The organism is Janthinobacterium sp. GW822-FHT07A03 (genome assembly GCF_058798815.1).
In genome coordinates this window covers 237,934-252,353 of sequence record NZ_JBXAKW010000007.1, presented here as the reverse complement: position 1 = coordinate 252,353, position 14,420 = coordinate 237,934, and the positions used below count along the sequence as shown (strand labels likewise).

At 63.4% G+C, this 14,420-nt stretch carries 16 protein-coding genes; 9 read left to right on the top strand and 7 right to left on the bottom strand.

What is annotated here, in order from left to right:
• The first annotated feature begins 559 nt into the window (after positions 1-559).
• Complete coding sequence (locus AC1RJW_RS20910) at positions 560-3,406, top strand: M16 family metallopeptidase (RefSeq protein ID WP_493046670.1); 2,847 nt, start codon at positions 560-562, stop codon at positions 3,404-3,406.
• Between the two features lie 230 nt (positions 3,407-3,636).
• Here the strand turns inward: AC1RJW_RS20910 and AC1RJW_RS20905 are convergent, their stop codons facing one another.
• The 4 genes from AC1RJW_RS20905 to AC1RJW_RS20890 all read right to left on the bottom strand — a co-directional run bounded on the left by AC1RJW_RS20905 (position 3,637) and on the right by AC1RJW_RS20890 (position 5,921).
• Positions 3,637-4,275 carry a YiaD family glycine zipper/OmpA-like lipoprotein gene (locus AC1RJW_RS20905; protein WP_493046816.1) on the bottom strand — a complete coding sequence of 213 codons (639 nt, stop codon included), beginning with the start codon at positions 4,273-4,275 and terminating at the stop codon, positions 3,637-3,639.
• 210 nt (positions 4,276-4,485) lie between these two features.
• Positions 4,486-4,632 (bottom strand): lmo0937 family membrane protein, encoded by a 147-nt coding sequence (locus AC1RJW_RS20900; protein ID WP_121670992.1) that lies wholly within the window; start codon positions 4,630-4,632, stop codon positions 4,486-4,488.
• A 185-nt stretch (positions 4,633-4,817) separates the two neighbouring features.
• Positions 4,818-5,084, bottom strand: a complete 267-nt coding sequence (locus AC1RJW_RS20895) for a hypothetical protein (RefSeq protein ID WP_493046669.1) — start codon at positions 5,082-5,084, stop codon at positions 4,818-4,820.
• A gap of 165 nt (positions 5,085-5,249) precedes the next feature.
• Entirely contained in the window at positions 5,250-5,921 is a 672-nt protein-coding gene (locus AC1RJW_RS20890) for an outer membrane lipoprotein (protein WP_493046668.1), read from the bottom strand.
• Positions 5,922-6,106: 185 nt separating this feature from the next.
• Between AC1RJW_RS20890 and AC1RJW_RS20885 the strand changes: the two genes are divergently transcribed.
• Entirely contained in the window at positions 6,107-6,883 is a 777-nt protein-coding gene (locus tag AC1RJW_RS20885) for a Crp/Fnr family transcriptional regulator (protein ID WP_493046667.1), read from the top strand.
• Between the two features lie 96 nt (positions 6,884-6,979).
• Here the strand turns inward: AC1RJW_RS20885 and AC1RJW_RS20880 are convergent, their stop codons facing one another.
• Positions 6,980-7,198, bottom strand: a complete 219-nt coding sequence (locus tag AC1RJW_RS20880; protein WP_034758955.1) for a YMGG-like glycine zipper-containing protein — start codon at positions 7,196-7,198, stop codon at positions 6,980-6,982.
• Positions 7,199-7,390: 192 nt separating this feature from the next.
• On the bottom strand, positions 7,391-9,427 hold the full coding sequence (locus AC1RJW_RS20875; protein WP_493046666.1) for an AsmA family protein: 2,037 nt from the start codon (positions 9,425-9,427) through the stop codon (positions 7,391-7,393).
• Between the two features lie 261 nt (positions 9,428-9,688).
• On the opposite strand from AC1RJW_RS20875, the gene AC1RJW_RS20870 reads away from it, so the two are divergent.
• The 7 genes from AC1RJW_RS20870 (at position 9,689) to AC1RJW_RS20840 (ending at position 14,054) form a co-directional block, all read left to right on the top strand.
• A complete protein-coding gene (locus tag AC1RJW_RS20870; RefSeq protein WP_070224911.1) occupies positions 9,689-10,093 on the top strand; it encodes a DUF4398 domain-containing protein in 405 nt (134 codons plus the stop codon).
• A 25-nt stretch (positions 10,094-10,118) separates the two neighbouring features.
• Positions 10,119-11,018, top strand: a complete 900-nt coding sequence (locus AC1RJW_RS20865; protein WP_493046665.1) for an OmpA family protein — start codon at positions 10,119-10,121, stop codon at positions 11,016-11,018.
• A 63-nt stretch (positions 11,019-11,081) separates the two neighbouring features.
• On the top strand, positions 11,082-11,642 hold the full coding sequence (locus tag AC1RJW_RS20860) for a ferritin-like domain-containing protein (protein WP_414654660.1): 561 nt from the start codon (positions 11,082-11,084) through the stop codon (positions 11,640-11,642).
• A 58-nt stretch (positions 11,643-11,700) separates the two neighbouring features.
• Positions 11,701-12,003: an ElaB/YgaM/YqjD family protein gene (locus AC1RJW_RS20855; protein ID WP_070224914.1), complete on the top strand. Its 303-nt coding sequence runs from the start codon at positions 11,701-11,703 to the stop codon at positions 12,001-12,003.
• Positions 12,004-12,021: 18 nt separating this feature from the next.
• A complete protein-coding gene (locus AC1RJW_RS20850; protein ID WP_131377814.1) occupies positions 12,022-12,408 on the top strand; it encodes a phage holin family protein in 387 nt (128 codons plus the stop codon).
• Positions 12,409-12,429: 21 nt separating this feature from the next.
• A complete protein-coding gene (locus AC1RJW_RS20845; protein WP_070224916.1) occupies positions 12,430-12,768 on the top strand; it encodes a hypothetical protein in 339 nt (112 codons plus the stop codon).
• 131 nt (positions 12,769-12,899) lie between these two features.
• Positions 12,900-14,054, top strand: coding sequence for a patatin-like phospholipase family protein (locus AC1RJW_RS20840; RefSeq protein ID WP_493046815.1), 1,155 nt, complete (start codon positions 12,900-12,902; stop codon positions 14,052-14,054).
• A gap of 24 nt (positions 14,055-14,078) precedes the next feature.
• Here AC1RJW_RS20840 and AC1RJW_RS20835 read toward each other — a convergent pair whose 3' ends face one another.
• The gene (locus AC1RJW_RS20835) at positions 14,079-14,381 is read right to left on the bottom strand and encodes a hypothetical protein (RefSeq protein WP_493046664.1); all 303 of its coding nucleotides are present in this window, start codon (positions 14,379-14,381) and stop codon (positions 14,079-14,081) included.
• Positions 14,382-14,420 lie beyond the last annotated feature (39 nt).

Below are 14,420 nucleotides of genomic sequence, written 5' to 3'. Positions count from 1 at the left end.
GCGGCCGGGTGGCCTGCCGCGCGTCCGCTTCGGCAAGTGCCCCCGGTCCCGCTTGCCAAATGATGGCGCAAAACGGCGCTCCCTGGCGCGAGGTCGGGTAGAGCGTGATGGGGTCGTTGTCGCATTCGTCGGCGTCGCAGCTGTCGCCGGGCAAGCCCGCATGGGCGCCGGGGTCAAGGCAATCGGCGACGAAGGCAGGCGTGGCGGTAGTGCCGGCCGCGACTGCATGCTGGAATGGGGAAGGGCTGGCGTAAGCCATGCTGGCGAACGCCTGGGGTAAGGCGATGAAAACAAAAAGGCAGAGCAGGACGAGAGCTCGTCTCATATACAGGCAGATAGTTCTGGAACCGTGGAGTATAACACGGGCACATAACAGCTCGATGACAGGACTTGCGCAAGTGATAAGTATGCCGTAAATTATGAAATAGCAATAATTTCACGTGGCGGCGAAGACGCAGCGCGGGCACCGTGATCATTCTTGCGTTCGTATCGCATTGCGCTTGCGTATCTTTCATTGCGCTTGCGCATCTCTAAAACGTAGTGCTACCAGGACTCCGACTTGAAACCAATTACCGCCCTCCTGCTTGCCGCCGGCATTCTCTCGCCGTCGTTCATCCTGGCCGCCACCCCCGTGGAAGCCGCGCCGGCCCAGAAAACCGGCAAGGCCGCACCGCATCGCGGCGCCGCCGTCAAGGTCACGTCCGTCGAAGGCATTACCGAATACCGCCTGGCCAACGGCTTGCGCGTGCTGTTGTTCCCGGACGCCAGCAAGCCTACGCTTACCACCAACATCGTCTACCTGGTCGGCTCGCGCCATGAAAACTATGGCGAAACGGGCATGGCGCACTTGCTCGAGCACCTGCTGTTCAAGCCCAGCGCCAACTTCGGCGTCAAGAAGGGAACCAAGACCCCGGTCGAGATCCTGAACTCGACGGGCGCGCAGTTCAACGGCACCACCTGGTACGACCGCACCAATTACTACGCCACCTTCCCCGCCAACGACGACAACCTGCGCCAGATGCTGGCCATGGAAGCGGACCGCATGGTCAACGCGGCCATCGACCAGAACGACCTGTGGAACCCGAAGACGCAGAAGGGCGAAATGACGGTCGTGCGCAACGAGTTCGAGATGGGCGAGAGCGACCCGATCGGCGTGACCAGCGAGCGCATCCAGGCCATCGCCTATGACTGGCACAACTACGGCAAGTCGACCATCGGCGCCCGCTCCGACATTGAGCAGGTGAACATCCCCCGTCTGCGCGCGTTCTATCATAAATATTATCAGCCGGATAATGCCGTGCTGATGGTGGCGGGCCGCTTCGATGAAGCGAAGGTCCTGGCACAGATCAATGAGTTGTTCGGCAAGATCCCGAAACCCACGCGCGTGATCGAGCCCACCTACACGGCCGAACCGGTGCAGGATGGCGAGCGGGCCGTGACGGTGCGCCGCAGCGGCGGCACGCAGTTCGTCGGCGCCGGCTACCACGTGGCGCCTTCCGGCAACCCGGACGCCGTCGCCCTCGAGGTGCTCGGCCACGTGCTGACGGACGCCCCGGCCGGCCGCCTGCACAAGGCGCTGGTGGAAACCAAGCTGGCCAGCAAGATCGAATACAACTCGGTGAGCAACCTGGAACCGGGCTACAACCTGTTCGGCGCGCTGGTGCCCGTCGATGGCAACCTTGATGCAGCGCAAGCGGCCATGCTGAAAGTGCTGGAAGATTTGAAGTCGCAGCCGGTGACGGATGCGGAAGTGGCGCGCGTCAAGCAGCAGCTGAACAAGCAGGTCGAGCTGATCACCTCGAATACGGCGCGCATGACGATCGCCCTGACGGAGTCCCTGGCGGCCGGCGACTGGCGCCTGTTCTTCCTGCAGCGCGACCAGCTCGACAAATTGACGACGGCGCAGGTGCAGGCAGCGGCCGAGAAATACCTGAAGAGCTCGAACCGCACCCTGGGCCGCTTCATCCCCACCGATGCGCCGGACCGCACGGTCGTGCCGGCCTACGCCGACGTGGCGCCGCAACTGGCCGGCTACACGGGCCGCGCCGTGGTGGCGCAGGGAGAAGCGTTCGACCCCAGCCCCGACAATATCGAAGCGCGCACCACGCGCTTCACCTTGCCAAATGGCTTGAAGGGCGCCTTGCTGCCGAAGAAAACCAAGGGCAATACCGTCAGCGTCGTATTGAAGCTGCAGGTCGGCAGCGAAGAAAGCTTGCGCGGCAAGGCGCAAGTGGGCAGCTATACGGCCAATCTGTTGTCGCGCGGCACGGATAAACTGTCGCGCCAGGAAGTGAAGGACAAGTTCGACCAGCTGGGCACGCAAGTGGCCATCACGGGCGGCGCCGAGGGCGTGACCGCCATGCTGACGGGCAAGCGCGAGAACTTGCCTGCCGCCATGGACCTGCTGGCGCAAGTGCTGCAAAAGCCGGCCCTGAGCGAAACGGAATTCCTGGAATTGCAGCGCGAGCGCGTGGGCCGCGCGGAGCAGGAATTGCCTGAACCGCAGCCGCTGGCCGTGAACGCCTTCCGCCGCCTGCTCGACGCCACGCCGGAAGGCCATGTGCGCCACGTGGCCACCTTGCCGGCCGAGCTGGCGCAATGGAAAGCCATCAAGGTTGCCGATGTGAAAGCCTTCCATGGCGCCTACTATGGCGCGTCGAACGCCACCTTTGCCGCCGTGGGCGACTTCGACCCGGCCGCGCTGAAGGCGCAAGTGGCCAGCCTGTACGGCAGCTGGAAGGCGCAGCAGCCGTATGTGCGCATTCCTGATGCCGTCAAGCCCGTCAGCGGCGAGAAAGTCACGCTGGAAACGCCGGACAAGGCCAACAGCGTGCTGTTCGCCATCCAGCCGATTCCCCTCAAGGATGACGCCGCCAGCTATCCGGCCTTGCTGATCGCCAACCACATGCTGGGCGGCGGCGCCTTGCGCAGCCGCCTGGCCGACCGCATCCGCCAGAAGGAAGGCCTGTCGTACGGCGTCGGTTCGCAAGTATCCGTGCCGTCGCGCGAGCCGGCCGGCTACTGGATGGCGTACGCCATCAGCGCGCCGCAAAACACGGTCAAGGTGGAAGCGGCCCTGCGCGAGGAAATCGCCAAGGTGCTGGCCGACGGCTTTACGGAAGCGGAACTGGCCGAAGCGAAGAAAGGCTGGCTGCAATCGGAAGAAGTGGGGCGCACGCAGGACGCGGGCCTGGCACGCGAACTGGCCGGCTACCTGGCGCAGGACCGCACCATGGCTTACGACAAGGACCTGGAAGCGAAAGTGTCCGCCTTGACCCTGGCGCAAGTGAACCAGGGCCTGCGCGAATACCTGAAGCCGGCGGCCGTGTCGGTGGTGGTGGCGGGCGACTTTGCCAAGGTGGCGAAAGAGGGCGACAGCGGCGCCAAGGCAACGACGTCGAAGTAAGCTAGTTCAAAATAAGCTGCTTTAAATGGAAAAAACCCGTTGGCAAGTGACCTTGCCAGCGGGTTTTTTTACGATCTTGATTTTGATGTCAACGTCCCGACACCGAACAAAACCGTAGCGAGCGGAAGGGAGAGGTGGCCGAGAAGCGCAACCGTACTTCAGTACGGGGGCGCCGAGCCGGTGAGCATCGCAAGCCGCCTATACCGACGCGCAGCAGGTTTGGTTCGGTGTTACCCCCGTGGGGCTAGCTCTGCTACGTAGATTTCCACGCGGCGATTGCGTGCGCGTCCCGAGGCATCCGCATTCGAGGCGATCGGCTCGCGGGCGCCGCGGCCTTCCGTGACGACGCGCGTCGGCGAGACGCCGCGCATGGACAGGTAGTCGCGCGTGTGGGCGGCGCGTTCCACCGACAGCGGTTCGTTGATGGAATCGCTGCCCGTGCTGTCCGTGTGGCCGATGATGCTGACCGTGGTGTTCGGGTTTTCGTTCAGGGTGGCGGCAAAGCGGTCGAGGATGGGGCGGAAGTTGCCCTTGATGTCGGCGCGGTTGGTGTCGAAGGAAATGTCGCTCGGGATTTCCATTTTCAGGCGGTTATCGGCCGTCTGCGACACTTGCACACCGGTACCCTGTGTCGCCTGTTCCATCGCGCGCTTCTGGTTTTCCATGCGGTTCGACCAGATATTGCCGACCACGGCGCCAGCTGCGGCACCGATCAGGGCGCCGCCGGCCGTGCGGCCGCTGCTGCCGCCACCGGTGGTGCCGCCGATCAAGGCACCCAGGCCAGCGCCGATGCCGGCGCCCGTGGCCGTGCCGCGTTGTGTCGAGGACATGTCCGCGCAGCCGGTGGCGGCCAGCGCGATCACCAGCATGCCGATCAGGGATTTGGCGCCAGGGCCTTTTTTGAATGCTTCTTTCATGGATTTTCTCCTAGTTTTGTTATTGGGACATACCCAGAACTACCTGCACACGTTACTGCAAAATGCAGCGGCGTGCCAGTGCGCGCGCACGGACGCACAAGGCGGCAAAAAGGCGGCGCCCGTTTGCACGCGCGCCGCCCTGTCTGGCCAGTGCGCCAGCCTCTATAAACCGCGCCCGCTGATCAGGCGCAGCAGGATCATGATGACCGCGACGACCAGCAAGATGTGGATGAAGCCGCCAATGGTATAAGAAGTTACCAGGCCCAGCAGCCAAAGAATAATGAGTACGACGGCGATTGTATACAGCATGATGTGTCCTCCGAGAGTAATGTGTGGATGACGGCGACTGCCTTGGCCTTGTGCTGTCATCGGTTTTTTGTCATTGCGCGGCGACTGGGTCGCTGAACGCTGATGCCATGACTTATTGTCTACTTTGTTTCTGAAACTTTCTGTACGGTGCCGTACACAAGCCTTATTTACCCAACTTATTTGCTTTATTTGGCCAGATTCTGTTCGCGCATCGGCCGGCGTTCCTGCTCGCCATCCATGCCCGGTATCCAGGCCAGCATGCCGGCCATGCCGACGGCGCCGGCCAGGCAGCTGACCATGCCGCCCGTCAGCAGCAGCATGACGCCAAACACGGGGGCGCTGCTGGCCGCGGGCGCCAGGTCCAGCGCGCAGAAGCCCAGCGCGGTTGCCAATATGCCGCCACCGATAAAGCCGAGCCAGATCCGGCGACTGCCTGTCTTGTCGTTTTCCATCGCATCTCCTTGAAGATATCCGTTGAACTTTCTTGAGTGCATCATCTCGCGGGATGGCGTACTCATCTGTACGCCAGCGAACATTGCCAAAAAGAAAACGCCCGGACAGGCCGGGCGTGTGTGTGATGTGCTGCGCGGGCGGGCGGCGCGCTGGCCGCCGGGAGCTTAGCCGATGGCGCGCAAGCCGCCGTTGACGACGCGCACGCGGTCGCCCTGGCGCCAGTTTGGCGCGGCGCTCTGGTGCACGGTGCGCGTCTTGCCGTTATCGAGGCGCACGACGATGTTGTAGCTGCGCGTGGCGCGCACGCTGCCTTCGATCTGGTTGCCGGCCACGGCACCGCCCACGGCGCCCAGCACGGTGGCAAGCTGCCTGCCGTGGCCGCCGCCGACCTGGTTGCCCAGCAAGCCGCCGACGACGGCGCCGCCGGCCGCGCCCACGCCGCTGCCTTCGGCGCGCGTATTGACTTCATGGATGGCTTCGACCACGCCGCAATTGCCGCATACTTGCGGTGCCGGCGCCGGGGCCGCTGCATATTGCTGTTGCTGTTGCGGTTGCTGCTGCGGCTGGCGCACGGGCTGCTGCTGTGGCTGCTGCTGTTGCTGCGGCGGCAGGGCGGCCAGCGGCTGCGCGCCGGCCGGCGCCAGGTTCGCTTGCGGCTGGTTCGCCTGCAGGCTGGCCATCTGTTCGGCGGAAGTGCTGGCCGCCAGAGGCTGGCTGTCGCCCTGCGACGAGGGCAGCCAGCCCATCAGGGCCGCCGTGCCCACGCCGCAAAACAGCAGGACGGCGACGGCGGCGGCAAGCACCAGCGGATGGAGGGATTTGGTGGTGGTAGTCATGGAGAGCTCCTTGGTTTTTATAAATAATGAAATGGGTAGTGCGTGTTATCCGTGCGATTCGCGTGTATTGCCAGTGTGCTGTGCCGCTTGCCTCGCTTCCGTGCGTCACCGTACATACAGGGACGGTATGGCACCGTAGGCTAAGTAAAAATTATGTCGAGTTGTAACGGCACCAAGGAAAAGCAATGCCACTAACGAACGCCAGCATGACCCTGTCCCGCGATGCAGGCCGATCCGGCCTGGGCACGCCTGCGGGCACGCTTGACGCGGGCAACCGCCTGCTGGCCAGCCTGCCCGAGCACGACTTGCGGCACCTGACGGCGCTGTTCGATACCGTCACGGTCGAGGTGGGCGAGGTGCTGTACGAGCCGGGCCAGCCTATCGGCCACATCTATTTCCCCGGCGACTGCCTGATCTCGCTGCTGGCCGTGGCGGAAGGCCGCATGACCCTGGAAGTGGGCTCCGTCGGCCGCGAAGGCGTGCTGGGCGCGTCCGTCGCGCTGGGCCATGACCTGGCGCAAGTACGGGCCGTGGTGCAGCGTTCCGGCACGGCCAGCCGCATCGCGCGGGCCGATTTCTGCGCCGAGTTCGCCCAGCTCGAGTCCCTGCAGCGTTTGCTGTACCGCTACACGGACACCCTGCTGGCGCAAGCCATCCAGATTGCCGTGTGCAGCCGCTTCCACGTGCTCGAAGCGCGCCTGGCCCGTTCTCTGCTGATCACGCGCGACCGCCTGCAGTCCGAAAAATTTCACCTGACGCATGAATTCCTCGCCCATACCCTGGGCGTGCGGCGCGTCGGCGTGACCAAGGCGGCCAGCGCGCTGCAACAGCAAAAACTGATTACCTACAGCCGCGGCAATATCGAAATTCTCGATTCCGCCGGCCTGGAAGCCGTCTCTTGCCGCTGCTACGAGCTGGTCAAGGATAGTGGCGCCATCGGCATGGCCAACGTCTTCGTTTAATTTCCTCGGAATAACTTTTCAATTTCGTCAACGGAAGCCGGACGCAAAAAAGCGGGGCAGGCGCGTGGGCGCCCACCCCGCTTTTCGGATGGCCGATTACTTCGGCTTGACCTGGTTGCCGATCACGCCGCCGACGGCGGCGCCGCCGACTGCACCGACTGCGCTGCCGCCCGTCAGCACGGAACCGGCAACGGCGCCGACACCGGCGCCGATGGCCGTGTTTTTATCCTGGCCGGACATGTTGGCGCAAGCGGTCAAGCTCAGCAGCAGAGCGGCAACGGAAGTGGTAGCGGCGATTTTTTTAATGATTTGCATGATAGTTCTCCTATGAATTCGGACCTCGTGGCGCCGGCTTGGTAGGGGCCGGTGGGACTTCGTATCGCCACGTCTTGGGTGTTTCAGGCACGATCACAGAATAGGATTGTGACAAGGCAGGGTCTGTTCGGCAACGCACATAGGGGTGTAACAATTGTAATCGTGCACGGCTGCCATTGCTTCCCCCCTTGTTCAGCGGCTTTTGCGCGCGCTCTTGCCCGGTTTTGGCGCCACCGGCTTGACGCGCGCCTGGGCCAGCAGTGCCGCGCATTCGCTGTCTTCGACGGGGCCGGTATTGACCAGCGGCAGCAGGGCCGCCACGGGCGCCACCACGGCCAGCGCCAGGGCGCCGCCGGCGCGCAAGGCCAGCACGCCCTTGTCGACGCTCACGTCGGGCTTGCTGAAGGTGCCATGCACATACAGGGGCGAGCGCAGCGAAAAGATGCGCAAACCCTTGCTGTCCGGCCGCAAGGTCAGGTCCAGCCGTTCATCGGCCAGGTTCACCGTGCCATCGATATGCAGGACGGCGTCATCCGTGTCGACGATGAACTGGCGCGTCTGCATCAATCCCTTGGTGACGGCGAAGTCGGCGGCCATGCAATTGAGCTTGACCTGCTTGTCGCCAGCCAGCTTGGCCAGCACGACACTGCCGATATTCAAGCCCATTTCTTCCAGCAGCAGCTTGCTGATGCTGCCCCGGTTGATCAGCGCGCGCACTTCGCCGTTCGAGCTGCCCAGCAGGCTGGCGACGGAATTGCCCGTGGCCGACAGCGAAGCGTCGCCATTGATTTCGCCCACGCTCGCCTGCAGGGCCGGCAGGCGGGGGAACAGTTGCTGGATGTGCAGATGGCGGGCGCTGGCCTTGAGTTCGGCCGCGATGCCGTTGGCGATGACCTTGCCGCTGCCGTCGAGCTTGATCTGCGACGTCAGGGTGCCGCCCGCCACGTTAAAGTTGAGCGGCGTCAAGGACAGCACGCCATCCGTCAGCACCACATGCGTGTCGAGCTTGCTGATCGGCAATTCGGCGTCGCGCGTGATCTTGTCGGCCGTGTAGCGCACGTCGGCGTCCAGGCTGGTCCAGCGCTCCGTCTTGAAGGTTTCCACCGGCAGCACGCGGCCGGCCGGCTGCGTCGACGGCACGCCACGCTCCTTCTTGCTGGCGCTGGAATCGGCGCCCACCAGCGGGCCCAGGTCGGAAAATTGCAGCAGGCGCGAATGGACTTCGCCCGTCAGGCGCTTGCGCGGCGTGCTGGCGGAGAAGGCCAGCCTGCCTTCGACGTCGCTCGACCCCACCTTGCCGCTGAACTTGTCGTACACCCACTCGCCGCCGCGCGGTGCCAGCGTGCCCGTCAAATGGCCTTCCGTGCTGAAGTGCGGCGTTTCCGGCAGCAGCACGCCCGTCAATGGATACAGCCGGGCCATGCTGGGGCCGGAAATTTTCAGGCGCACGTCGAGCGCGGCCAGGTTTGCCGGACGCGTCAGGGTGCCTTCGATGGCCACGCTGCTGCCGCCCGCGCGCATGTCGGCCTGGATTGGGAAGGGCGTGCCCTGCTGCTGCAGCGACAGCACGCCGCCCGCCTTGCCGCCGCCCTTGATGGTTTCGCCATGGTATTTGCCCGACAGCGTCCAGGCGATGCCGTAGCGCGTATCGCCGGCGATGGTGTCGACATCGGCGCGCATGGCCGTGCCCGTCACATCATCGTCGAGCACCACCGTGCCCTTGCTGAAGACCACGCTTTGCAGTTCCAGCTGCCACGGCGATGGCTGCTCCTGCTTGTCGAAGGTCCAGTTGTTCTTGCCGTCCTTGTTGCGCAGCAAATTCACCTGCGGCGTGTCGAAGCGCAATTCGGGGATGACGATCTTTTTGTCCAGCAAGGCCAGGGGATTGAGCGAAAACGCCAGCTGGCTGACGCTGGCCAGCTGCGCCTGCTCACCCGTCCCGGCCATGGCACTCGGGTTGCCCAGCCGCACGTCTTTTGCCTGCAAGTGCGGCCACGGCAGGTAGGCGCGCCAGCTTTGTTGCCCCGTAGTGGGTGGCTGCTGCCACGTCAGCGACAGGTCGCCCGCAATGGCGAAGGGCCGTCCCAGCGCTTCGCTGGCGCGCGCGTTGAGCCAGGGCTTGGCGCGGTTCCAGTCCATATTCAGCAGGACGACGGCGGCCGTGACGGGCAGGGCGATGAGCACGGCAGTGCTGGCGAGGGCGATTTTCTGGCGGCGGGACAGTTGCATGGGGGACGATTCTTTCTGGACAAGTATTCACGATGCTACAGGAATCGCTCCAAAGCCGGGCCCGTTTCTCGCTTTTGCGGTCCGGCACGTGCGCTGGCGCACGTTGCCGATGCAAGTATTGTCGATTTCCTACTCTATGTGCGGCACCGAACGGATATGCGGGGAGCCGGAGCCTATAACGTCATACATCAAACGCAGTTCCTGATTCCAGATGTACCGACGTTGATACCTACCGCTTAACAATTCTCCAGGAGAAAAAAAATGACAAACCGAGATTTCAAGATTTCCCCACTGGCCGCTCTGGCCGCCTGCGCCACGGCCGTTGTCCTGATGACGGGCTGCTCCAGCCTGAAAACGCCAGCCACGGCCGATGTCGCCGTGTCGCGCGCCGCCGTCGATAACGCCGCCAGCGCCGGCGCCGCCGACCTGGCACCCGATGAAATGCGTTCGGCCCGCGAAAAAATGCGCATGGCTAACCAGGCCCTGAAAGACCGCGACTACAAGACGGCGCGCGACCTGGCCGACCAGGCGCAAGCCGATGCCAAGCTGGCGCAAAGCAAGGCCAACTCGGCCAAGGCCACCAGCGCCGCCGATGAAATCAACGAGAACATCCGCGTCATGCGCGAAGAACTCGATCGTGCCAACCAGCAAGCCCCGAAACAATAACCAAGAATAAGAACAGGATTCCATCATGAAAAAAGCTACCTACACCACCATTCCCGGCCTGCTGGCCATGGCCGCCCTCGTTGCCGCCTGCAGCTCCGCACCGACCACCACCAGCCTGCTTGACCAGACACGCGGCGACTACATGGCGGCGCAATCGAACCCGATGGTATCGACCTATGCGCCGCGCGAATTCCGCGAAGCGAGCGCTGCGCTGGAAGCGGCAAACGCGGCCGCCACGCGCCAGGAAGATAGCGAAAAAGTCGACAAGCTGGCCTACCTGGCCAAGCAAAAAATTGCTACGGCACAAGAAGTAGCCAAGCAGAAAGCGGCCGAAGCCGATATCGCCAACGCCGGCAAGCAGCGCGACCAGTTGCGTCTCGATGCGCGCACACAGCAGGCTGACCAGGCCACGGCCCGCGCCCAGGCGGCGCAAGCGGATGCGGAAGCGGCCAAGGCCCAGGCCCAATCGGCTGAAGCATCGGCGCGCGATGCGCAAGCCCGCGCCGCCGGACTCGAAGCGCAGCTGGCCGACCTGGCCGCCAAGAAAACCGAACGCGGCATGGTGATCACCTTGGGCGACGTGCTGTTTGGCACGGACAAGGCGAACCTGACGGCCGACGGCGCGAATACGGCGCGCAAGCTGGCTGACGTGTTGAAAAACAACCCGCAACGCACCGTGCTGATCGAAGGCTTTACGGATAGCACGGGCGGCTCCGCGCACAACCTGGAATTGTCGCAACGCCGCGCCGAATCCGTGCGCAATGCGCTGCTGGAGCAAGGCATCAGCCGCGACCGCATCGCCACGAAAGGCTACGGCGCCGCCTATCCGGCCGCCGGCAATGATACGGCGGCAAACCGCCAGCTGAATCGCCGTGTGGAAATCGTCTTGTCCGAGGACAACACGGCCATTCCCGCCCGCCGCTAAGCCGCGCCATTTGACGCGGCAGTAGAAAGGCAGCACCGGCCGCTACCTGGCCGGTGGATACCCATGCAATACTTGAAAGGAAGCATCATGACCCAAACATCTGTTGAGATTCCAGCTGGCATCGATACGGCCGCCATCCGCGCTGCCGCCAAAAACCTGGACGACGGCGCCGTGACGGCCGGTTACCAGGGCGACCGCCAGGAGTTGATCACCCTGTTGAATGGGGCGCTGGCCACCGAACTGGTGTGTATTGCGCGCTATAAGCGCCATTACTACACCGTGAGCGGGCGCGACAATGGCACCATCAAGGCCGAGTTCCTTGAGCATGCGCAACAGGAGCAGGAGCACGCCGACTGGCTGGCCGAACGCATCGTGCAACTGAATGGCAAGCCAGATTTTAATCCTGCAACATTGCTTGCGCGCAGCCATGCCGAGTATGATGACTCCGAAGACGTGCAAAGCATGGTGCGTGCCAATCTGATCGCGGAACGGGTAGCGATCGAGTCGTATCGCCAGATGATCGTGAAAATTGGCGACAAAGACCCGACCACACGCCATTTGTTGATCAAAATCATGGCTGTCGAGGAAGAGCACGCCGATGATATGCGCGATCTAATGGAATAGTGTTTTTGAGTAAAGTAGGTATAGTAACTACATTCATCCACAGCTAAGGAGCTAAACCATGTTGGAAAACAATATCACCACCGTCAATAACGATGTCAAAACCCTGGTCAAGGATGCGCAAGCCCTGTTCAGCGCCGCTGCCGCCCTGACCGGCGAAAAAGCCGACGAAGTGCGCATCAAGGGCATGAAAACCCTGGACGCGGCCCTGGCCAAGGCCCACGAAGCGCAAGCGTCGGCCATCGTTGCTACCAAGCAGCTCGCCTCCCAGGCGGACGGTTATGTCAAGGAAAACCCATGGCGCACGGTGGCCGTCGCCGCTGGCGTCGGCGTGCTGGTCGGCTTCATCCTGGGCCGCAAGTAATCCACTGTCAGGAGCGATATGGACAAGTCTGCTTCGTCTCACCAGGGGCCGGGATTGATCGGCTCGGTCGCCGGCCTGGCCAAGAACGCCGTCGGACTGATGTTGTCGCGGCTGGAACTGGCCACCATCGAACTGTCGGAAGTGCGCAATCACATGCTGCAGCTGGTGGTCATTTTCGCGCTGGCGACGGTGGCGGGCTTGTTTGCCATCGCTTACGGCAGCGTGCTGGTCGTCTTTCTGGCCTGGGATAGCCTGGGCTGGAAGATCCTGGCGATCATGACGGTCGTGTTCGTACTGCTGGCCATCGGCCTGGTCATGTACGCGCGCGCCATGTTGCGTCAAGGCAAGCTGTCCATGCCCGCCACCATGGCGGAATTGAAGGCTGACCGCGACATGCTGATGTAAGCGGCCTTACGAGGAGAATTCATGTCGGAAACCGACAAACTGGCGGCGCAAGCCGCCCGCAAGCGCCTGCTGATCGCCCAGGGCGAGATGTATCGCGTGGGCATCGTGCATGCGCGCGCCAACGTGGGCTATGCTCTGCGTCCCGAATCGCTGCTGCAGGGCGTGGTCGAAACGGCGGTCGGCTTTGCCGGCCACCGCGTCGAGTCCCTGCTGGCGCCGGGCGGCATGCGTTTGCAAGGCGCCATGCCCTACGTGCTGACGGCGCTATCGTTTATCGGACGCAAGAAGCTGGTCAAGCCGGCCCTGGTCCTCGTGGCCGTGGCCGCCGTTGCCGCCAGCTGGCTGCGCCGCAAGCGCTGAACGCCAGCCGCACAGGAACGCCGTCATTGACGGCGTTTTTTTTGCCCGTACCCAACGTCCGGCACGGGCAGGCGCAATCCCTTACAATGATTCACGCCGCATTTTGCGCGGCGCACAGGGGGGCCATCTTGATGACGAATTCGAAGACACCGATCAATCAGTTAAATCCCTCGCGCCTGCGCATCGTGCTGGTGCTGCAGGGCGGCGGCGCACTGGGCGCCTACCAGGCCGGCGTCTACCATGCGCTGCACGAACATGGCCTGGCGCCCGACTGGGTGGTGGGCACCTCGATCGGCGCCATCAATGCCGCCATTTTGGCCGGCAACAAGCACGAGGACAGGCTCGTGCGTTTAAAACAGTTCTGGCAACGCGTGGCGCACCGCGACAGCGTCGACATGAATCTCGTTTCGGACCAGCAGCGCCGCTCGAACATCTGGCTGGCCACGCTCGATACGGTGCTGCGCGGCGTGCCCGGCTTCTTCAAGCCGCGCATCTTCAGCCTGTTCTCCGCGGGAATCGCCGTCAAGCCGGAAGAGGCCAGCTTTTATGACACCAGCGAGCTGGCCAGCACTCTCGAGGAACTGGTCGATTTCGATTACCTGAACCAGCCCGGCGGCATGCGCCTGACGGTCAACGCCCTGCGCGTCAAGTGCGGCAGCCTCACCAGTTTCGACAGCCAGCAGCAGCCGTTGACGGCCGACCATATCCGCGCCAGCGGCGCCTTGCCGCCCGGTTTTGCCGGCGTGCGCGTCGATGGCGATTTATATTGGGATGGCGGCCTGTACTCGAATACGCCGCTGGAAACCGTGCTCGACGACACGCCCCACGTCGACACCCTGGTCTTCATGGTGGACTTGTGGAGCTCGGAAGGGCCGGAACCGACCACCCTCGATGAAGTGCAGACGCGGCAAAAGGACGTCACCTTCGCCTCGCGCTCGAAGCGGCATATCGAAGATTACGTCAATACGCATACCTTGCAGCACAAATTGCGCGAGCTGTACGCCAAGCTGCCTGACAGCGCGCACAACCGCCAGCAGACGGAAGAGCTCGTAGCGCTGGGCTGCGACAGCACCATGCACATCGTGCGCCTGCCGTATGCGGGGCGCGACTGGCACATGGCGGCCAAGGATATCAATTTCTCCAAGGGTTCCATCGAGTGGCGCTGGGAGCAGGGCTACCAGGATGGCTTGCGCGCGATCAAGGCAGCCGGCTGGCTGGCCTTTGTCACGGAAGACACGCCGCTCGTGGTGCACGAGTTGCCGCCATACGAACGCGACGCCGCCTGATCAGGCGTTGCCGGAAACGGCATATCACTGCGGATGGGCCGCTTCGCGCAGTTTTTCCGCGTTCGCCATGTCTTGCCGGTAAGTATCCTGCGCTTCCTTCAGGCAGCTGGCGCGCGTGGCGGACGGTTCCATGCGGCAAGCTTTTTTGGCCTCGGCCAGGGCGGCGGCGATTTCCTTGCGCAGGGTGCGCAGCTGGGCTTGCGCCGTGCTGTCTTCCTGGTACCAGCGTTGCGGATCGCCCGGCTGCGGCGTGGCCGTCTGGGCCAGCGCCAGTGGCGCCAGGCTGCAGGCGAACAGGACGCTCAAGAGTGTGTTGTGGGTAGTCATGATATTTCCTCCTTGAAATAAAAAAGGCGCCGCAGCGCC